Origin of the sequence: Pseudorhodobacter antarcticus, from assembly GCF_900110135.1 — a bacterium.
Lineage (GTDB): Bacteria > Pseudomonadota > Alphaproteobacteria > Rhodobacterales > Rhodobacteraceae > Pseudorhodobacter > Pseudorhodobacter antarcticus.
On record NZ_FOCO01000034.1, the window covers coordinates 16,398 to 35,148 of the forward strand.

17 protein-coding genes and 5 pseudogenes are annotated in these 18,751 nt (G+C 56.7%); 9 read left to right on the forward strand and 13 right to left on the reverse strand.

The features are described from left to right. Positions 1–112: 112 nt before the first annotated feature. Genes BMY36_RS14385 through BMY36_RS14395 form a run of 3 tightly spaced genes read right to left on the reverse strand, consistent with a single transcriptional unit; the run spans position 113 to position 2,885 of the window. On the reverse strand, positions 113–790 hold the full coding sequence (locus BMY36_RS14385; protein ID WP_050519918.1) for a GntR family transcriptional regulator: 678 nt from the start codon (positions 788–790) through the stop codon (positions 113–115). Continuing rightward, the gene (locus tag BMY36_RS14390; RefSeq protein ID WP_050519900.1) at positions 790–1,803 is read right to left on the reverse strand and encodes a Gfo/Idh/MocA family protein; all 1,014 of its coding nucleotides are present in this window, start codon (positions 1,801–1,803) and stop codon (positions 790–792) included. Before BMY36_RS14390 ends, BMY36_RS14385 begins: the two co-directional genes overlap by 1 nt. Continuing rightward, the gene (locus BMY36_RS14395; protein WP_050519901.1) at positions 1,800–2,885 is read right to left on the reverse strand and encodes an isocitrate/isopropylmalate dehydrogenase family protein; all 1,086 of its coding nucleotides are present in this window, start codon (positions 2,883–2,885) and stop codon (positions 1,800–1,802) included. Before BMY36_RS14395 ends, BMY36_RS14390 begins: the two co-directional genes overlap by 4 nt. Before the next feature lie 156 nt (positions 2,886–3,041). Here BMY36_RS14395 and BMY36_RS14400 point away from each other — a divergent pair, with 156 nt between their 5' ends. The 7 genes and pseudogenes from BMY36_RS14400 to BMY36_RS14430 all read left to right on the forward strand — a co-directional run. Next, on the forward strand, positions 3,042–4,049 hold the full coding sequence (locus BMY36_RS14400) for a Bug family tripartite tricarboxylate transporter substrate binding protein (protein ID WP_050519902.1): 1,008 nt from the start codon (positions 3,042–3,044) through the stop codon (positions 4,047–4,049). A 71-nt stretch (positions 4,050–4,120) separates the two neighbouring features. Further along, entirely contained in the window at positions 4,121–4,852 is a 732-nt protein-coding gene (locus tag BMY36_RS14405) for a hypothetical protein (RefSeq protein WP_050519903.1), read from the forward strand. Positions 4,853–4,939: 87 nt separating this feature from the next. Next, positions 4,940–6,399 (forward strand): annotated as a pseudogene (locus tag BMY36_RS14410) (tripartite tricarboxylate transporter permease). Next, on the forward strand, positions 6,399–6,689 hold the full coding sequence (locus tag BMY36_RS14415; protein ID WP_050519904.1) for a putative quinol monooxygenase: 291 nt from the start codon (positions 6,399–6,401) through the stop codon (positions 6,687–6,689). Before BMY36_RS14410 ends, BMY36_RS14415 begins: the two are co-directional and overlap by 1 nt. Continuing rightward, on the forward strand, positions 6,686–7,471 hold the full coding sequence (locus BMY36_RS14420; protein WP_050519905.1) for an N-acyl homoserine lactonase family protein: 786 nt from the start codon (positions 6,686–6,688) through the stop codon (positions 7,469–7,471). Before BMY36_RS14415 ends, BMY36_RS14420 begins: the two co-directional genes overlap by 4 nt. A 15-nt stretch (positions 7,472–7,486) precedes the next feature. Beyond that, entirely contained in the window at positions 7,487–8,419 is a 933-nt protein-coding gene (locus BMY36_RS14425) for an aldo/keto reductase (protein ID WP_050519906.1), read from the forward strand. 86 nt (positions 8,420–8,505) lie between these two features. Beyond that, positions 8,506–8,715, forward strand: a pseudogene (locus BMY36_RS14430) (IS110 family transposase); the annotation flags it as partial. Between the two features lie 35 nt (positions 8,716–8,750). On the opposite strand, the pseudogene BMY36_RS14435 reads toward BMY36_RS14430, so the two are convergent. Further along, a pseudogene (locus tag BMY36_RS14435) lies at positions 8,751–8,981 on the reverse strand (IS5/IS1182 family transposase); the annotation flags it as partial. A 100-nt stretch (positions 8,982–9,081) separates the two neighbouring features. Between BMY36_RS14435 and BMY36_RS14440 the strand changes: the two are divergent. Further along, a pseudogene (locus BMY36_RS14440) lies at positions 9,082–10,385 on the forward strand (IS256 family transposase). Between the two features lie 67 nt (positions 10,386–10,452). Here BMY36_RS14440 and BMY36_RS20970 read toward each other — a convergent pair. The 8 genes and pseudogenes from BMY36_RS20970 to BMY36_RS14480 all read right to left on the reverse strand — a co-directional run. After that, positions 10,453–10,587 (reverse strand): annotated as a pseudogene (locus BMY36_RS20970) (IS5/IS1182 family transposase); the annotation flags it as partial. A 120-nt stretch (positions 10,588–10,707) separates the two neighbouring features. Then, positions 10,708–11,517: a creatininase family protein gene (locus BMY36_RS14450; protein ID WP_050519909.1), complete on the reverse strand. Its 810-nt coding sequence runs from the start codon at positions 11,515–11,517 to the stop codon at positions 10,708–10,710. An 86-nt stretch (positions 11,518–11,603) separates the two neighbouring features. Continuing rightward, entirely contained in the window at positions 11,604–12,230 is a 627-nt protein-coding gene (locus BMY36_RS14455) for a TetR/AcrR family transcriptional regulator (RefSeq protein ID WP_050519910.1), read from the reverse strand. Between the two features lie 44 nt (positions 12,231–12,274). Then, positions 12,275–13,582: a TRAP transporter large permease gene (locus BMY36_RS14460; protein WP_050519911.1), complete on the reverse strand. Its 1,308-nt coding sequence runs from the start codon at positions 13,580–13,582 to the stop codon at positions 12,275–12,277. A 34-nt stretch (positions 13,583–13,616) separates the two neighbouring features. Further along, a complete protein-coding gene (locus tag BMY36_RS14465; protein ID WP_050519920.1) occupies positions 13,617–14,111 on the reverse strand; it encodes a TRAP transporter small permease subunit in 495 nt (164 codons plus the stop codon). A 65-nt stretch (positions 14,112–14,176) separates the two neighbouring features. Then, a complete protein-coding gene (locus BMY36_RS14470) occupies positions 14,177–15,298 on the reverse strand; it encodes a C4-dicarboxylate TRAP transporter substrate-binding protein (RefSeq protein ID WP_050519912.1) in 1,122 nt (373 codons plus the stop codon). Between the two features lie 143 nt (positions 15,299–15,441). Further along, positions 15,442–16,677 (reverse strand): metal-dependent hydrolase family protein, encoded by a 1,236-nt coding sequence (locus BMY36_RS14475; protein WP_050519913.1) that lies wholly within the window; start codon positions 16,675–16,677, stop codon positions 15,442–15,444. A 73-nt stretch (positions 16,678–16,750) separates the two neighbouring features. Then, entirely contained in the window at positions 16,751–17,395 is a 645-nt protein-coding gene (locus BMY36_RS14480; RefSeq protein WP_050519914.1) for an isochorismatase family protein, read from the reverse strand. A gap of 295 nt (positions 17,396–17,690) precedes the next feature. Between BMY36_RS14480 and BMY36_RS14485 the strand changes: the two genes are divergently transcribed. Then, positions 17,691–18,080, forward strand: a complete 390-nt coding sequence (locus tag BMY36_RS14485; protein WP_139194070.1) for an ATP-binding domain-containing protein — start codon at positions 17,691–17,693, stop codon at positions 18,078–18,080. Between the two features lie 119 nt (positions 18,081–18,199). Here the strand turns inward: BMY36_RS14485 and BMY36_RS14490 are convergent, their stop codons facing one another. Beyond that, positions 18,200–18,628: an alpha/beta hydrolase gene (locus tag BMY36_RS14490; protein ID WP_074818833.1), complete on the reverse strand. Its 429-nt coding sequence runs from the start codon at positions 18,626–18,628 to the stop codon at positions 18,200–18,202. Positions 18,629–18,751 lie beyond the last annotated feature (123 nt).

The following is an 18,751-nucleotide window of genomic DNA, read 5'->3' on the forward strand; positions in this document are numbered from 1 at the left end:
CCCCCTTTGGATTGGCTTGTGCGGTGCTTGCGTTGGCAAACATAGCGCGGGGGGGGCAAGTTGCAAACGCGCAAAGCGGGGGAATTGGGGCGCGCGCGCGGTGCGGTTTGGGTTACAGGTTTTGCAAACGGTACCGGTCCAGCAGTTCAGTGAGCATTTCCTTGGCCCCGATGCGGTGGGCGCGGTGGATGCGTTCGGCGGCCTTGGGGTCGCGGTTGCGGATTGCCTCCAACACACCGCGGTGATCGGCGTTGGATTGTGAGGGGACCGGTCGCATGTAGAGCGTGACGGCGCGGGCGCGGCGCACCTGATCGGCCATCATGCCAACGATCATGATGATGCGGGAATTGCCGCCCAAGCGCACAAGTTCGGTGTGAAAACGGTCATCGGCATCGGCCCACGCCTCTCGGTTCTTGGCGGTTAGGGCGGTATCCATGTCCAATATGGTTTGGGCAAGGGGTTGCAGGGCTGCGGGGCTGTGGTTGCGGCGCGCGGCATCGGCGGCGGCAAGGCTTTCGAGTTCGGTCAGCACATCGTAAATTTCGCGCATATCGGCGGGGGAGACGGGCAGGATGCGCACGCCTTTGCGCGGGCGCACGTCCAGCAGCCCTTGGGCGGCAAGGGTTAGCACCGCTTCGCGCACGGGGGTGCGTGACATGCCAAGGCGCAGGGCAAGTTCGCTTTCCAGATGGTCGGAGCCTGCGGCAAGGCTGCCGTCAAAGATGAGGGCGCGCAGGCTGTCCACGGCGCTGGCGGCGTTGGAGAGGGGCTTTTCGACGGGGTCGGGCATCATATCTCCAGCTTGCGGCCCGTTGCGGCGGACAGGTATACAGCCTGTTCAATGTAGATCACGCGCAGGTAATCGTGGGCTTGGTTTTCCAAAACGGACCCGGTCAGAAGGGCAGAAACCACATGGTTTTGCAAGGCGCGTGTGTAATCGCCGCCAAAACCTGCATGCGTGTCGGGCGGCAGGATTTCGCTGCGGGTTTGGCTGCCAAAAGCGCGGTGCCAGACAGCGCCATCGCCTGCCAGATCAAGCGTGCCATCGGTGCCTTCGATCAGCGCCTCGCCCATTGTGCGGCGGGGGTTGTCGGCGGCGTGGTCCAGATGACGGTTGGCATCAAACAAGGCGCGCAGGCCGTTTGGGTGGTCAAAGGTGACAAAACCAGCATCCTCGCCCGATATCACCGGATTGACGCGGCGCAGGTCGGCATAGACGTGGCTGGGATTGCCAAAGAGATAGCGGAAGGTATCAATCCAATGCACCCCGGTTTCGTGGATCAGGAAGCGGGGCATTTGTTGAAAATAAGGTTGGCGGGCAAGGTAGGCGTGTGGCCCTTGCCCATCGCCGGGGCGCAGGCGAAAGGTGGCCTGCAAGGGCGTGCCGATGCGGCCTGCATCAAGGGCCTGTTTTATCGCGCGATACCACGGTTGAAAGCGGAAGTTTTCATGCACGATCAGGGGGATTTTTGCGGCCATGGCAAGGGCGGTGATTTCGCGCGTCTGTTCGAGTGAGGTGCAAAAGGGCTTTTGGCAGATGATCGCCCGGGGTTTTGCCGCCAGCGCGCTGCGGATAGCGTCTGCATGGCCGGGGGGCGGCAGGATGATGTCGATGATATCGGGTTTGGTGGCAAGCAGCGCGTCAAAACTGTCAAAGGCGGGCGCACCTGTGGCCGCTGCCTTGGACAAAGTGGTGTCGGCGACCCCGACAAGGGTGGTGCCGGGGATGCGCCGCCAGCCGTCGATGTGGAACTGGCTGAAATAGCCAGCCCCAAGGCAAGCGATGCGCAAAGGGGCGGTCATGCAGGCAGCGCTGCGTCAATGGCCTGTGCGGCCTGATTGGTGGTGGCGGTGCCGCCAATATCGCTCGTTAGCACTTTGCCTTCGGCCACCACGCGTTCCACCGCTGCGCGCAACGCCGCACCATCGCGCACAAGGCCCGGCACGTCATGGCGCAGGCCCAACCAATCAAGCATCATGGCGGCGGACAGTACCATCGCCATAGGGTTGGCGCGCCCTTGACCCGCGATGTCGGGGGCGGAGCCGTGGCAGGGTTGAAACACCGCATTGTGCAGCCCAATATCGGCGGATGGTGCAAGGCCAAGCCCCCCCATCAGCCCTGCGCCCAGATCGGACAGAATGTCGCCAAACATGTTTTCGGTGACCAGCACATCAAAATCCCACGGTTTTTGCACCATCCACAGGGCGGTCGCATCGACATAGGCGTGATCGGCGGTCAGATCAGGGAAAGCTTTTGCCTCGGCATCAAAAATGCCACGAAAAAAGGCGAATGCGCGGAACACATTGGCCTTGTCAACGCAGGTCACGCGGCCTTTGCCCAAGCCGCTGGCCTTGCGGTCGGTGGCGAGTTGGAAGGCAAAGCGGAACAGTTTTTCAGACACATCGCGGGTGATGCGCAAGGTTTCGCGGGCTTCATTTTCGGACACCTCGCCTTGGCCCTGACTGAAAAACAACCCTTCGGTGCTTTCGCGGATCAGCACGAAATCGACGGTGCGGCCGGGGGGCATTTTGAGGGGCGTGGGTTGGCCGGGGCCAATGCGCACGGGGCGCACCCCTGCGAACAATTGCAACACTTTGCGCAATTCAATTTGGGGCGAAATTTCGGTGCCATCGGGATAGCGCACAGAAGGCAGGCCCATCGCCGACAGCAATATCGCATCCGCGGCGCGGGCGGCGGTCATGGACGCTGCGGGCAAGCTTTCGCCCGTTTTGGCGTAATGGGCGGCCCCGGCGGGCAAGGATTGAAAGGTCAGCGCGTAATCCGTTGCGCGGGCGGCCAGTTTGGTCAGCAGCGCCACGGTGGGCGCCATGATTTCTGGGCCAATCCCATCCCCGTTAAAAACCGCGATATCGAATGTCTGCATTGGGCCCCCCGCTGTTGTGTTGGCTGTATTTTCCATTTTGCGGTGGAACGCCAGCCTGATGTGATCTGATAGTTAACAATGCATTTATTAATGCATACGCAGTAAATGCAATAGCCTATCAAATCTAAAGGACAATCAATCCAAAGGGAGGATGACATGAAACCAAGATTTTCACTGATTGCGGGGGCGGTGGCCCTTGCCACGGGCATAACCGGGGCAGCGCAGGCGCAAGACTATCCGTTCCGCGATATTACGGCTGTGGTTGTATGGGGGGCCGGGGGTGGCACCGACACCATCAATCGCATGATCATGGCCGAGATGGAAAAGCATTTGCCGGTGTCGATCAACGTGACCAACCAGACCGGGGGTGTCGCGGGGTCAAACGGGATGGTTTATGTGATGAACCAGCCCGATGACGGGTACACGCTGGCGGGGATTTCGGAATCCAACGTCACGGCGGCCATTCAGGGCGGTTGGGATAAGAAGTTTGATTATTGGTATCCGTTCATCGTGGGCGGGTCGCCGGACCTGATTTCGGTGCCGGTGGACAGCCCCTATACCACGCTGCAAGAGTTGGTGGATGCGGCCAAGGCGGCCCCCGGCACTATTCCTGCGGCGGCATCGGGTGCGGGGTCGATCCACCATTTGAACTTGTTGGCGATTGAAAAAGGCGCGGATGTGGCGTTCAAATTCATCCCCTATGAAGGGTCTGCGGCGGGCCAAGAGGCGGCGATGGCGGGCGAGGTGGCGCTGGTTGTGACATCATTGGCCGAACAGGCACCGCTGATTGAAGGCGGCAAGTTGCGGCCCTTGGCGATGCTGACACCCGAAGAAGGCAAGCTGGGTGATATCACCATCCCATCGGCGTTTGGGATGTACACGGGCCTGGAGGCGTATTTGCCGCTGAAGCAATCCATCGGGTTTGGCGTGGCCAATTCGGCCAGCGATGATGTGAAAGCCGTGCTGACCACGGCGTTTGATGCGGCAATGGCATCGGACACGGTGGCCGCTTGGGCTGCGGCCAACCATTACGATATTGGCGGGCAGTCGGGTGCCGCAGCACAAGCTGTGTTTGGCAAGTTGGAAAGCACCTTTGCCTATACGTTGAAGGAGCTGGGGTCGACGACTGTGGAGCCTGAATCCCTTGGCATCATGAAGCCGTAAGCGATTGGTTTGAAAAAGAACGGGGCGCGCGATGTGTGCCCCGTTTGTTGCAACCAAGAGGGGGGGACGGCATGAGTGTGACTGGGGCAGAAGACGAGGCCGCGCGCGAGGCGCTGGCGGTGTTGCGGGCGCGCGATTTTTGGGGCGCGCTGGTGTTGATTGGCCTGTCGGTGTTTTTCCTGTGGCGCACCAGTTTTATTCCGTTTTTGGGCGAAAACCGCGCGGGGGTTAGCGGCGCGGATTGGTATAATTCGGCGGCGATTGTGCCGTTTGGTATTTGGATGGCGATGCTGATGCTGGGATTTGTGCTGTTGCGCGTGGCCATTCAGGCGGGCGGGGCGGCGCGCGCGTTATCGGCCGTGGGCATTGGATGGGACCGCGCAGAGGCGCTGCGCATTGCCAGCATCGCGGTGATTATGGTGTTTTTCATCTTTTCCTTGGTGCCGCGCGTGGATTTCATTTTGGCGAGTGGTCTGGTGATCACCGCGTTTATCTTTGGGTTTCATGACGGCAAAACCGAACGGATGCTGGTGGCGGCGGGCGCGGTTGCGGTGGCGGGGGCCTATGCGTTGATTGCGCATTTCCCGCAGGCCGAATGGAACACGCCGCATGATGATGATTGGGTCACGTTGGCGGCTTTGGGGGGCGTTGACCCTGTGGATGCGCAGCCGCGACAAAAGCCGGGTTGCGCGGGCGACCCCGTGGATTGCGCTGCTGACGCCGTTGGTTTTGGTCTGTGCGATGGCGTTCGGGTTTCGCCAAAATGTGCCGAACCGCGGCGGCCTGCTGTTTTCGCAGATTGAATATCATTATTACGTCACCCTGTCCCCGATCTGGAGCAAATGATGCAGTTTTTCTTTACCCAGATTGAGGGGTTCGGGTTGGCGTTTATGGCGCTGATTTCCGATCCGATCACCTATCCCTACATCATCATCTCGGTGTTTTTGGGCATCGTGTTTGGGGCATTGCCGGGGTTGACCGCGACCTTGGCGGTGACGATTTTGACCGGTTTTTTCGGCAATAAAATTCCGCTGGATTATGCGCTGATCGCACTGCTGGGCGCTTATGTGGGCGCGATTTATGGCGGGTCTTATCCGGCGATATTGTTGAACATTCCGGGCACGGCGGCCAGTGCTGCGACCGCGATGGACGGCTATCCGCTGGCCAAGCAAGGGCGCGGCGCAGAGGCGTTGGGGTTGACCACAACGGCCAGTTTCATAGGCACGCTGATTGGGACGGCAGCGCTGTTGGTGTTTGTGTGGTTGTTGTTGATGCTGTCACAATCCATCGCCAGCCCGGAAAAGGCGCTGCTGGCGCTGTTTGGGATATTGCTGTCGGGCACGTTGATGTCCGAGGATTTGGTGGTCAAAGGCTGGATTGCGGGGCTGGTGGGGTTGGCGATGGCGATGGTGGGGTTGGACCCATTGCTAAGCGAGCCAAGGTACACCTTTGGCTGGTCTTATTTGCTGTCGGGGTTTCAGGTGGTGCCTGTCTTGATGGGGGCGTTTGCGATACCGCAGATCATAGACGGGTTGCGCCAAACCCAAGTGTCGCAAGCGATTGCGCTGACCGGGCGGATTTTGCCCAACCTGCGCACCATGCGCCGCCATATGCCAACAATTGCACGGTCGGGCATCATTGGCACGGGTGTGGGGGCCTTGCCGGGGGTGGGCGAGGATGTTGCGGGCTGGGTCAGTTACGGGGTGGGCAAATCGGTTAGCCCGGATGGCGCGAATTTTGGCAAAGGGTCGGTTGAGGGGCTGTTGTGTTCCGAAACTGCCAACAACGCCTGTATTGTGGCGCGCTGATCCCTTTGTTGGTGTTGGGGATACCCGGGTCGCCGCCCGCCGCTGCATTGATGGGGGCGTTCAAGATTAACAACATCATTCTGGGGCCGACGATTGACCCCGAGATTATCTTGCGCGTCTGTGCGATCATGGTGTTGGCATCGTTCACGATGTTCATCATGGGGTTGTTTACAGCGCGGATTTTCATTCAGATTTTGCGGTTGCCGCAAACTTTGTTCCTGCCTGTGGTGATGGTTTTGACCACGATTGGCAGCTTTTCTGTCGGGGGCGGGATTAACGACCTGTATCTGATGCTGGGGGTGGGGTGCGTGGCCTATTTCATGAACCTGATGAAATATCCCATAGCGCCTTTGGTTATTGGCGTGATCTTGGGCGGGTTGTTTGATGAAACCTTTCGGCGGTCTCTGTTGTTAAGCGATGGGGATCTTTCAGGGTTTATCAACCGACCGACTGCGGCAATACTGTTGTTGCTGAATGTGGCATTGATTGCCGGGCAGGTGCCGATGGTGCGCCGGGCCTTTGGCAGATTACGGGGGCGATAATGTACGCGGTATGTGTAAAATTTGAAATTGCGGCGGGGCAGATGGCGGCGTTTTTGCCTTTGGTGCGCACCAATGCGGCGGCGTCTGTGCGCGATGAGGTGGGATGCCACCGGTTCGATGTGCTGACAGACGCCACCAAGCCGGGGCAGGTGTTTTTATACGAGCTGTATGATGATTGCGCGGCGTTTGATGTGCATCTGACCACGCCGCATTTCCATGTGTTTGATGATGCCACCAACGCCATGATCGTGGGCAAGCATCTGGACCTGTGGGACACCGTGACGCCATGAGCGAATGGCAGGTTCACGCGGTCAAATACGCGGACCGCAACGCGCGGGTGCGCGGCGACAGTTTCATGCTGGACAGCGCACCGAACGTGGCACATCCGATGGATTATTTCATCTGGGTGTTGCGGCGCGGGGACCAAGTGATCGTGGTTGATACCGGCTATGACGCGGCAGAGGCGGCGCTGCGGGGCCGCCCCATTCGGTTGGACCCGCACGCCGCCTTGGCCCCGTTGGGTATTGTGCCAGAGGAGGTGGCGACGGTGATCGTGACGCATTTGCATTACGACCATGCGGGTGGTTTGCATCTGTTTCCGGCGGCGGTGTTGCATATGCAAGCGGCGGAAATGGCTTATGCCACGGGGCCGTGCATGTGCCATGATATGCTGCGCTTGCCCTATACCGGCGCGCATATCTGTGAGGCGGTCAAGCGGCTCTATTCCGGCAAGGTGGTGTTTCACGACGGGGATGCCGAGATTGCCGATGGGGTAAGCGTTCACCGGATTGGCGGGCACAGCCGGGGTTTGCAGGCGGTGCGGGTGCGCACACAGGCGGGGTGGTTGGTGCTGGCATCCGACGCCGCCCATTTTTATGAGAATTTTCAGATGCGCAAGCCGTTCCCCATCGTGGTGGACGTGCAAGATATGCTGGACGGGTTTGGGGTGCTGGACCGTTTGGCCAGCCGCCCTGCGTTGATTGTGCCGGGGCATGACCCGTTGGTGATGACCACGTTCCCCCAAGACAGGGCGGCGCATATTGTGCGGCTGGACCTTGGGCCAATTGGGTAGGGGTTTGGGGGCTTTATGGTGGGGTTGACCACAAAGTCGGGTGCCCGCGTTTCGCGCCTTGGGTTTGGCGCGATGCAGTTTGGGCGTACCTGCGATGAGGCGGCGGCGCGCGCGATGTTTGAAGCGTGTTTGGACGCGGGCATCAACCATTTTGACACAGCGTTCAGTTACACGGGCGGCGCGTCTGAACGGATGCTGGGTGGGCTGGTGGCGGGTTTGGCGGACCGGATGATCGTGGCCAGCAAGGCCGCAAATGACCGCCCCGCAACCCGCGCCAATCTGCGCGATGCCTGCGATCAAAGCCGCGCGCGGTTGGGGCTGGACTGCATCGATCTGTATTACCTGCACCGCTTTGACGATGACACCCCGTTGGAAGAGACGTTTGGTGCCTTGACGCAGATGCAGGCGGCGGGGATAATCCGTTACATCGGTGTGTCCAACTTTGCAGCGTGGCAGGTGATGAAAGCGCAGGCGGTGTGCGCGCAGTTTGGCACCAAAATTGATGCAATCCAGCCCATGTACAACCTTGTGAAACGGCAAGTGGAGGTGGAGATTTTGCCCGCCTGCCACGATCAAGCCATTGCCGTTTGCCCCTTTTCGCCGCTGGGCGGTGGGTTGTTGACGGGGAAATACGGAGATGGTGGCAGGGGGCGGTTGGTTGACGATGCGATTTACGCCGCGCGCTATGGCCAGCCTTGGATGCATCAAACCGCGCGCGATTTATGCGGTGTGGCAGGGGCGCTGGGCGTGGACCCGGCAACGCTGGCGGTGGCTTGGGTGGCGCATCATGCGGATATCACATCAACCCTGATTTCGGCGCGGTCGGTGGCGCAATTGCAGCCGTCACTTTTGGCGATGGGGCTGGACTTGCCCACAGATATTTATGCGCAGATTTCGGCGTTAAGCCAAACGCCAACCCCGGCCACAGATAGGTCAGAGGCGGTTTGACCCAAAGGCGGTGGCTGTTCACGGTGCCAGCCGCCGGTTTGCGGTCGACGCATGGGGGATTTGGACTATTCCACGCCACATCAAGCAGAGGTGGTCGCAAAGTAGTGAGGGACGCCCTCTACATGCCAACCTTGGGCGCGATGAGATTCAACCCTGACCTCAAGGCAAAATATCAAGCCATGATTAAAGCTGGAAAGCCACCAAAAGTCGCCCTTACTGCGCTCATGCGGAAGCTGATTGAACTCGCCAACGCCCTCATCAAAGCAAATCGAAATTGGGTGAAAAAAGCGACTTGATCAAGACGGATACTCTGGTGGTGCCTGCAGGTCACTAGGATAACTGCAATGATGAGAGCCAAAAGAGCCCTGAGGTGGGCCAGGATCTTTCGGATATTGTGGCCGCCGCCGCAGAGCACCGCGAAGAGGGCGTCGCCGATGGTGCTTTTCAGGGGACAACGCGCGAGCCGGCCGTCGGATTTCATATGACCTATTTCGGGTTCGATGGCGCTGCGGCGTCCGAGGTCGGCGATCAGCTTGGGTGTAAGGCCGCGTCGAGATCCGCTGGGTCGTGTCGCGAAGGTGGTGAAAATTTGAAGGTGGCGTAATCTCTGGGTGACTTGAACCCACCCAACGGGCGGCAGCAACCGCCAGGGAGATCACACCATGAAGAACAATACCGACACTTCTACGCTTTCGCTACTTGCCAATGAAGCGGGCTATGATCCGATCGAAGATCGTCTGCGCGAGAACATCCGCGCCACCATCGAGGCGGTTTTTGAGGAGGAGCTGGACGCGTTTCTGGGACGATGCCGTTATGATCGTCGCATCGACAAGCCCACGGGCTATCGCAACGGCCATCGTGAGCGCCAGTTGATAGGCACATTTGGTACCGAGACCATAAGCGTGCCGCGTGCCCGGGCCGTCGATGAAAACGGCAAGACCACGGAATGGCGATCAAAGGCGCTGCCGCGTTATCCGTTGCCCGGTAGTGCATCCGCAGGAAGCATGAGAGGGGGCGGCTGACCAAGAAGGCCGAAGCGCTCATTGCCTCGGTTTATCTGGCTGGGACCAACACACGGCGGGTCAAACGAGCGCTTTATGGGCTGTTCGAAGGTGCGGTAAGCAAGGACGTCGTCAGCCGCGCGTGGCGAAAGGTGAAGGTCGACTGGGACGTCTGGGTGGCGCGGGACCTGGCCTGCGAAGATATTGTCCGGCTCATTCTGGATGGCACGGTCATCAAGACCCGGTTGGATGATGCGGCGACGAATATCTCGGTGCTGGCGGCCATAGGCGTGCGTCGAGACGGGCAGAAGGTGCTGCTTTCCATCATGAATATGGGCGGCGAGAGCAAAGCTGCATGGGGCATGTTCCTCGGCGATCTCGATGCACGCGGTCTGAAACGGCCTGAGTTCGTCCTTGTTGATGGCGCACCCGGGCTGGAAGCCGCCTTGGTCGCACTCTGGGGCGAGGCCCTGCCGATCCAGCGATGCACGGTTCACAAACACCGCAACCTTCTGGGCCATGCCCCCAAACACATGCATGACGAGCTGACCGAGGATTACCGCGACATGATCTATGCCAACACCGCGGCAGACATCGAGAAGCGGCGAAAGGCATTCTTGCGCACCCTCTCATGGTTTGTAAGCAAACCATTGCCGGGCAACGAGTGGCTCCTGAAATGTCGCGCGGTCGCCGACAGCTTGGAAGAAGACGGGGATCGGCTGTTCACCTTTACGCGCCTTGACCCGTCGCAGTGGAAATCGGCGCGGACGACAAACGCAATCGAGCGCCTCAACGAGGAATTCCGTCGCCGCATCAAGACACAGACCGTGCTGCCTTGCGCTGAAACCGTGCCAATGCTCCTCTGGGCGCTGATAGCATCTGGCCAGATCCAGATGCGAAAGATCGATGGTTGGGAAACCTTGGCTCAGCCTATCGCCCCAATCAGCCTTGACCTCGCGGCCTGATCAGGTCCACATCAACATGCTCGGGGAACGCCGCAAGAGAATTTCCACCAGTTTCGAGACATAACCATCCGCTGATCAGGACACGTGTCTTGTCTGCGCCGTGGCTACGATAACCACGGTCGACCACAGCCAGGTCGGGGTGCTGGTCTGTCAGGATCCCCACCTGCTCCAGCGCCGGACCAAGGGTATGATCAAACTCTGGAACGGTTCATCACGACCCAGCCACTTACGATCTAACCGCCGCCACTGCCCGCCATAAATGGCGTGGCGGGCAGTGGCTCCTTTATAACTCAGGAGCCAAGTTCAGCATAAGACAAGCATTTCAATCGTGAAGTCCTCGCGCAACATGATCCCGAATAAGACCTGCACCAATCTGTGCCAAACGCGCTACAAGACGCTCCCCAGTATCGGCGCAAGACAGCGACGGGTCACAGGCGAAAGCCCCGGTTGTTGTTACTTCCTGCGCCATGATTGGCGCATGAATATCCACCCCATCATACCGAAGCGTCGAAATAGTTGAAACGTCCATACACTTCACCTGCCCCCTCGATGATGCCGGGCGTATCAAATCTTTGCGCAGCAGATGGGGGTAAAAATGCAGCCCAACGGATGTAAGCGGATCACCGCCATGTCCCAAAGATTGCGCAGCTTTTTCTTTTCCAATCAAGTTTGGCAACACGCCAAACGCGGCCTGCCACACATACATAGATGGCACAAAAAGTCCAACGGTTTGCCTCCAGCGCAATGCAACTTCGGCAATGGCAGGCACGTTGCCACCATGCCCATTGATGACCATAATCTTGCAAATACCATGGCGCGTCAGGCATGCAAACATGTCGTCTACAAGAGAGGCAAGTGTTGCATGACTGATCGAAATGCCCCCATGGCCAAAACCGAAATTGTCATGCACGCCAAAAGGTATAACCGGTGCCACAAACGTGGCGATGCCAAACCCACGCGCCGCCCTCGCGATTTCAACGGCAACCAGATCGGCGGCCATATAATCACCCATCGGCGCATGAATCCCCTGATCCTCCAGCGAGCCCATCGGCAACAGCACCACGGCTTCAGCGTTCAGGGCTTCGCGCGCTTCTTGGGACGTTAAATCCGCCAATCGTATTTTCTCAATCACGTCTGCGCCTTTCGAACTTTTTGGTTTGGGGGAGAGAGAACATAAGCCAACGCCGATTTCCCCCCACGAAGAAATGGCTTTTTGGATTATTCATTGTGCAAAAGACCCGGCAAAACCCTTTTCCAAGTATCCAGCATAGTTTGAAAATATTCAGGATCATTCTTCAAAACAGTTTGCACCCCCATGCCCCGCACAAGACATATTGTCAGGTTCAAACCAACGCGAGTGGCGCGTGGCGTTGCCTCAAACTGTTTTTCGAATTCGTTCCAAATTCCATCAAGTGCGGCGTGAAAATCTTTGACAAGTGGAACCATGCGATCACGCAATTCGGCATCTGTTCGCGCTTCGTTGATAAATTCGAGCGAAATGTAGAAAAACCGTCCCGAAAACAGCTGCCAAAGAAATTCCACAAAACTTTCAAGGCTGATCAGCTGGTGCGCAACTTTAACCGCGATATTGCGAATTTGATGCGTTCCATCCTGGAGTAGATGCTCCATGGCGGCGATCATGATGTCAGAACGTGCTGGAAAATGATGCAGTAATGCCCCACGCGAAACGCCCGCGCGGCGCGAAAATTCAAGGGTGGATGCCCCCCGAAACCCCTTATCATAAATGACATCAAGCGCAGTCTCGATTAGCTTTTCGCGCATTACAACGCTGCGCGCCTGCACATACTTGCCGATCTTAATGGTTAGTTCCACGTTTTTGGTCATGCAAACTCACTTTAATCCCATGCGTTGCGCATCTTACGATGTCTCTAGAACGCGAGCGATGGAAGCCAAAGCGAAATGATCGGAAACGCGATAAGAATAATCAACGTCAGCAGGTCCATCGCAAGAAACCAGCTAATCCCCCGAAAAATTTCAGGCAAGGTCACGCGATTGTTCAGCGCTCCGTTTATCACATAAACATTCAGCCCGATCGGCGGGGTGATCAACCCAATTTCTAGCAGCTTGATGATGATAATCCCAAACCAAACAGGGTTGATATCGGCCTCATTCACCAGCGGCACAAGGATTGGCAGCGTCAGCAAAAGCAGGCCGATACTGTCAATCAACATCCCCAGCACCAGAAAAATCATCGTCACAGCCAGCAAAATCCACCATGTTTCAGTGCTGACAGACAAAATTGCATCCGCAAAGGCCCGCGGAAATCCTGACAGGGCTAAAAACCTAGTGAAAAACAACGACCCAATCAAAATGATAAAGATTGACGCTGTGGACACAATGGCCTGTGAAACCGCCTCAACCAAGGCTGCGCGGGTCAATTTACGGCGCACGATTGCAATAACGGTGGCCGCAAAAGCGCCTAATGCGCCCGCTTCTGTGGGTGAAAAGACGCCAGAAAAGATACCGCCCAGCACAACAAGTATTAAAGTTGGCAAGGGCCAGACATCGCGAAACGCATCGCGCCGCTCTTGTGCTGTGGGATCGATTTGCACTTTACCAGCAAGCTCTGGTTTCAATTTAACGCGGATGTAAATCATCGCGATGTAGATAAACGCCGACAAAAGGCCTGGAAGAAAACCCGCCATGAAAAGCTGACCGACCGACACCTGCGCATAGACGCCGTAAAGTATCAGCAAGATTGAAGGCGGAATAAGCGACCCCAAAGTGCCCGATGCGGCAATCGTGCCTGTCGCCAAACCCTTATCATACCCGTTGTTCAACATTTCCGGCACAGCCATACGAGACATCGCAGCAGCGGTCGCCACCGATGACCCCGACGCGGCCGCAAAAAAGGCGCAGGCCGCGACCGAGGTGATCGCCAAGCCACCGGGCAATCTGGCTAGATATAGTCGAAGCGCGGTAAAAAGGCCGCGCGTCATGTCGGTGGATGAACAGATAAACCCCATCAGCAAGAACATTGGCGCGGCCGACAGTTCCCACTGGCCAACATAGTCAAAGGGCGTGGTCGATATCATCCCCCAAGCCACATTCATGTTAAACATGAAAGCAACGCCCGCGATTGAGACAAGGCCAAGCGCCAGACCGATTGGCACGCGGATGGCGATCAACACAAGTGCCGCGACCACCCCTGCGATCCCGATATCGAGGTTGCTCATATCAGGCCCTCCGAAAATTTCGTGGCTTGCTGCATCAAAGGGCCTCTCGGCGCGCAATCGCGCGCAACAAGTTTGCAAATACGGCCAGAAAGGTGCCGCCAAAGCCGATAGGAAGCGTCCAACGCGCAGGCCAAATCAGAAATTGAAAATTGCTCATTGCCTCTTCGCTGCGTTGGGTTGCACTGATGGCGTCCAGCAAGGTCCGCCAGAAAAGCATCCCAAAGAAGATCATGCCAAGCAGGCAAGCAAATATATACAGGCCAAACTGTACCCGCTTTGGCATCAACTGGGCAAACAGGTCGACGCGAATATTTTCATTCTTGTATTCGACATAGCCGAACCCAAGGAAAACAAGCGCGACCATATAGTAAAACGAAACCCATTCCAGCGTGCCCACAATCTGCCCGTTGAAAAAATATCGTACCCCCACATCAAGCGTGATGTGCAGCATCATCAGCACCATGACCATACAGGCGGCAACAGCGGTGCCAATATTCAACCAGCGGATGGTCCCAAGAACCAAATTCATCTTGCAACCCAAGCCTTTCTTGTAAGGGTCAAGCGGGCCCGCGACACGCGCAGGCCCGCAAGCGATCAATTTACGCCATAGGTTGTCGCATCAACCTTGCTAAAAATTTCCCGCAGCGCAAGATCAGTCAGGGTATCTTCATTATTTGTGTCGACACTGGCCAACAAATCGACCCATTTCTGCATCGTCGCCTCAAAGTCGGCAATCAAAGCTTCGGGCTCGGCCACACCAAAATCAGTGCCGGCCTTTGCTGCGGCTGAGGCAGACGTGCGGGCGCGAAACTCAGCGACATGATCTGCAAGATCTTGTTCTGGCTCGTATACATTGCCGCCTGCCGCTTTGGAGGCCTCCAGACCTGCATCAACTTTGCTGCCGTAGGCAATGACCATACGCGCCATCGACCGTGCCGAGGCTTGCATCAGGATTTCGCGCTGCCCAGGCGTAAGGCCCGCCCAAAAGTCGGGATTGTAGCCCCATTGCGGGCCAGACCAATACATCCCCGTTGACAGCAGTGTCGTATGCTCTGCCACCTCAAGAAGCGACCTGTCCAAAAGATCACTTGCGGCATTTGTGGCGCAATCCAAGGTGCCACGTTCCAGCCCTGTATACATTTCGCTGGACGGTACGTTGACGGGAATCCCCCCCGCCTCTTCAACCCAGACCGAAACGGCGGACCCGGCGGTCCGGATGCGCTTGCCCTTCATCTCCTCAAGGGTGCGAACCGGGCTTGAACACATCAAAACATAGGCTGGGGTTGCATAGGCCCCAAGGTATACCACCCGCTTGTCTTTCCATTCAGCAAGCTGAACCGGGTTGTTCATGGAAAAATCTGTAACCGCAAGAATTGCTACAGTGGGATTTGTGTAAGCAAAGCCAAGTTCTTGCACCGCATTGGCGACCGGCAGATCGGACGGCGTATAAATGGCCGCGTGATGCGCCACTTGCACCACGTTGTCTTGTATCCCCTGAAGGGCTGCGCGGGGCGCCAAAAGCACCGTTCCTGTAAAGACCTCAGGCACCAAGTCACCGTTCGACAGCTCTTTCACCAGCTCGGCCCAACGGACATACCCTTCGCCCGACATTGGCACCGCACCTTCATAAAAGCTGTTGGCGATAAAGTTTGTCTCAGCCGATGCAACGCTTGAAAAAAGCGCCGCAATCGCAGTGTAGGTCATTAGTTTTTTCATCTCGTTCCCCTTTTGGTTGATCGTAAAGACCGCTCTTTTGCGATGCGGGCCGTAAAACAAATGTATGGATTGGCCCTATCGCCCAAACCGGCGCTTGTTCAAGATTTTATGACAAATGGCCAACCCGTCACGCAGTCTGACCATCAGAGTGCCGCGGTCTTTTTAACCGCTTTGCCACCTTTCATAATCAACGGCATATGTGCGCCCTGCGCCGTCAGCAGATCAAGATTTTGCAACGGATTTCCATCCACCGCGATGATATCGGCAAAGGCACCCGGCGCAATCGTGCCAATCTTACCTTCCATCCGCAACACTTTTGCAGCGTCCACCGTGGCCGACCGGATCACCGCATCAGCGGGAATATAGCGCCCGCGCAACGGAAATTCGCCCGACTGCTCGGTCTGCATACCGCCCAACAGGTCCGAGCCATAGCCCATCACAACCCCCGCCGCATGCATCTTTTCCAGCCGCGCCAAACCGGCCTCGCGTACATCCGCGATCTTGGCGACAGATTCCGACAGCAACCCAAAATGAGCCCCAGATTTCGCAAGAACGTCATAGGTGATATTGGTCGGAACCAAAGGGATACCTTCTTTGGCGATCCGCAGGATTGTTGCGTCTGAAATCAGGTTGCCATGCTCGATACATTCAAACCCACAATCCAACGCGCGCACAATCGCCTCGTCGGTATAAAGGTGGCCCGTGGCATAGGTGCCAAATCCCTTTGCAATCTCGACCATCGCCTTCAACTCATCGACCGAAAACACAAGATAGCCCACAGGGTCGGATGGCGATGAAATGCCTCCATCCGCCATGGCCTTTACAAATTGTGCACCGTTTTTGATTTCGTCGCGCGCGGCGCGTTGCACATCCGCGACGCCATCACAAATGCGTCCCATCGCACCAAGGCTTTGCGCATACCAGCTGATATCTCGGCTATCATAGGGACCGCGGTAATCTGTATGTCCACCCGTTTGCGACAGGGCTTTGCCACAGATCACCAAACGTGGCCCGACAAACGCGCCTTCTTCAACCGCAAGCTGCAACCCACGGTCGGCGCCGCCCAAATCGCGAACGGTCGTAAAGCCACGCATCACCATGTTGCGCATCAACACGCTGCTGCGCGCCGCAACCAATGACGGCGGCAGTACTGCATTTAGCCCCAAATTCGCAGTCGTCGCGATGACATGGACGTGGCAATCAATCAGCCCCGGCATCACCGTCAGCCCGGCCAAATCCATCACCAGATCCGTCTTTGCGGTCGCGTTGGGGCCAACTTCGCGGATCATCCCGTCTTCAATCACGATCCCCATCGGGTCGGTTGGCTCACTAGCGACACCGTCAACAATGCGGGCATTTTTTAATAAAATCAGGGTCATCTTGCTTCTTTCAGGTCAGGGGCGGCGCGTGAAGGGGGTGTCAAGCAATCCACAGCATCCCTTCCCAAAGCTTTCAAGTGTCGGCTTTGGCGTTGTGCCAATGTTCAAGATATGTGAGGGCATATTGCAGATCAACAACATCAACATAACGCCGCCCAAGGTCGCGCAAGTTGTCGCGATGTGGCTGCTCTTCAATGTCGCCAACGCAATCTTCGGGAATCAAGGTCCGATAACGGTGGCTGAAAGCGTCGATGGATGTGGCACGGATGCACCCACTGGTATTGCAACCCGTGACAATAACCGTATCCACACGCTCCTTTGTAAAGAAGCTGGCAACATCTGTTTCAAAAAAGATGGACGGCCCCTTTTTACAAACAAACAGATCATAATCAGGGTCGTAAATCCTTGGGTCCAACTCCACGCTGGGATGGTCATGCCGGAAAGTATCGCGCACTGCAGTAATCTTCCAGTAAGGCATCTCCCGTTCGTTCATATACGCGGTGTTGCAGTTCGCGACCGGCACCCCATAAGCACGGGCAACCTTCAATAACTTTTCAGTATTTTCAAGCGCACGCATTACAAGAGGCGCGCCCCCTAACGGATACTGCGCGTCTGTAAAACCTTTTTGGAAATCCACCACAACGATCCCTGGCTTCAAGCCCGTGCCAACCGGAATTTCACCATAACTGCGGTGCTTATAGTCATCTTGATCTGCCATACGACCCCCTCAGTGAAAGAACGTGTTGCCATACTGCACCAATAAAAAAAGCAGTCAAGACTGTTTTTTTATTATGTCCTCGAATTCCATCATTTTCCATGTTGTTGATTTTCGTCTTAGATTTACCCACTTTTCCATTTGGCGCTGACCCGTCTGAAAATTGTTAATCTCATGAAGAGTCGGCGGAAATATTGAAACCTGCGGGTCACGGAGTTACGGAAAACTGGGTCAAATTTTCGCAGAAATCGACATCCCGCGGATCGATTCAGTTGAAACGGCGGTCGAGCGGCGGTTGGTGACGTTGCTCCAGAAGATTGGCAATAGCGACATTTCGGAACCTGTAAATATTGGACTCAATTTCCGGGACGTCACGGTTGCTCTGCCGCAACCAGATGCCGATATTCTGATCCTGAAGGCCAAGATCCTCGATGATTTTCTGCACGGCGACGACGCCAGCCTGGAATCAGCGCAGCAGCGCGCCCTCTACGTAGATTTCCTTAAGCGCCATAAGCATATCGACCGGAAGAAGGAGCGTGACGAGTTCCAGCTTGCACTATGTTCAGATCCATATTTCAACGCGCTTCGCCTCCGGTTTAGCTATGCCATTACTTGCCACAAGGCGCAGGGTGGCGAGTGGAGCCATGTTGTTGATTTTCGTGTAGGATTGAGCCGTTTTTCCATTTGACGCTGACCTCTCTGAAATATGCTAATCTCATGAAAAGTCCGCGAAATTATTGATATAGGTGGGTCACGGCGTTTCGGAAAAATGGGTCAATTCCTCGCAGAATTCAACACGCTGGGTATTTATTGCGTTTTGGAATTCATCAGCGTGGCGCCTATCGGTTCAAGAATAAAGGCGCCAGCGCGGGACAAGGATGCGAATACACCTTTGCGCGCGCGGGGCAGCAGGTTCATCAAAGCCACAAACTTGTTATGGTTGCTGACGTCCTGCGCCTCCAGCTTTGAGATATCAACCACCCTGATGCTGTTGGTTTTGGCCAACGCTTGCACCCGTGGGCTGTTTGCATCCGTCGTGCCAACCCGCGCGCGCGATCCTGCCAGCCATTCCGAAAACTGCAAAGCACGATCATCGGGTGAGACGAGCAGGGTGATCGGTGGGGTCAATACGCCGATGGTTTGAAGCTGGCGGTGAAAAACATCCAAGTCGATATCAGGGGCATTGGTAATCCCCCCCGAAAGTAAGGGGCTGCGGAAGTAGAATTTTCTCGGCAAGATAAACGAGGAGATTCAGATGAAGATGACAAGATACAGCGAACCGCAGATCCTTGCGATCCTGCGCCAAGCCGAAGGCGGTGTGCCCCCTCTCGGTGAATGCTACGCATTCGCCTGCCGGGC

Coding starts and splice junctions, on each gene's coding strand:
- BMY36_RS14385 (WP_050519918.1), bottom strand. CDS start 790: ATGCCCGACCCCGTCGAAAAGCCCCTCTCCAACGCCGCCAGCGCCGTG.
- BMY36_RS14390 (WP_050519900.1), bottom strand. CDS start 1,803: ATGACCGCCCCTTTGCGCATCGCTTGCCTTGGGGCTGGCTATTTCAGC.
- BMY36_RS14395 (WP_050519901.1), bottom strand. CDS start 2,885: ATGCAGACATTCGATATCGCGGTTTTTAACGGGGATGGGATTGGCCCA.
- BMY36_RS14400 (WP_050519902.1), top strand. CDS start 3,042: ATGAAACCAAGATTTTCACTGATTGCGGGGGCGGTGGCCCTTGCCACG.
- BMY36_RS14405 (WP_050519903.1), top strand. CDS start 4,121: ATGAGTGTGACTGGGGCAGAAGACGAGGCCGCGCGCGAGGCGCTGGCG.
- BMY36_RS14415 (WP_050519904.1), top strand. CDS start 6,399: ATGTACGCGGTATGTGTAAAATTTGAAATTGCGGCGGGGCAGATGGCG.
- BMY36_RS14420 (WP_050519905.1), top strand. CDS start 6,686: ATGAGCGAATGGCAGGTTCACGCGGTCAAATACGCGGACCGCAACGCG.
- BMY36_RS14425 (WP_050519906.1), top strand. CDS start 7,487: ATGGTGGGGTTGACCACAAAGTCGGGTGCCCGCGTTTCGCGCCTTGGG.
- BMY36_RS14455 (WP_050519910.1), bottom strand. CDS start 12,230: ATGACCAAAAACGTGGAACTAACCATTAAGATCGGCAAGTATGTGCAG.
- BMY36_RS14460 (WP_050519911.1), bottom strand. CDS start 13,582: ATGAGCAACCTCGATATCGGGATCGCAGGGGTGGTCGCGGCACTTGTG.
- BMY36_RS14465 (WP_050519920.1), bottom strand. CDS start 14,111: ATGAATTTGGTTCTTGGGACCATCCGCTGGTTGAATATTGGCACCGCT.
- BMY36_RS14470 (WP_050519912.1), bottom strand. CDS start 15,298: ATGAAAAAACTAATGACCTACACTGCGATTGCGGCGCTTTTTTCAAGC.
- BMY36_RS14475 (WP_050519913.1), bottom strand. CDS start 16,677: ATGACCCTGATTTTATTAAAAAATGCCCGCATTGTTGACGGTGTCGCT.
- BMY36_RS14480 (WP_050519914.1), bottom strand. CDS start 17,395: ATGGCAGATCAAGATGACTATAAGCACCGCAGTTATGGTGAAATTCCG.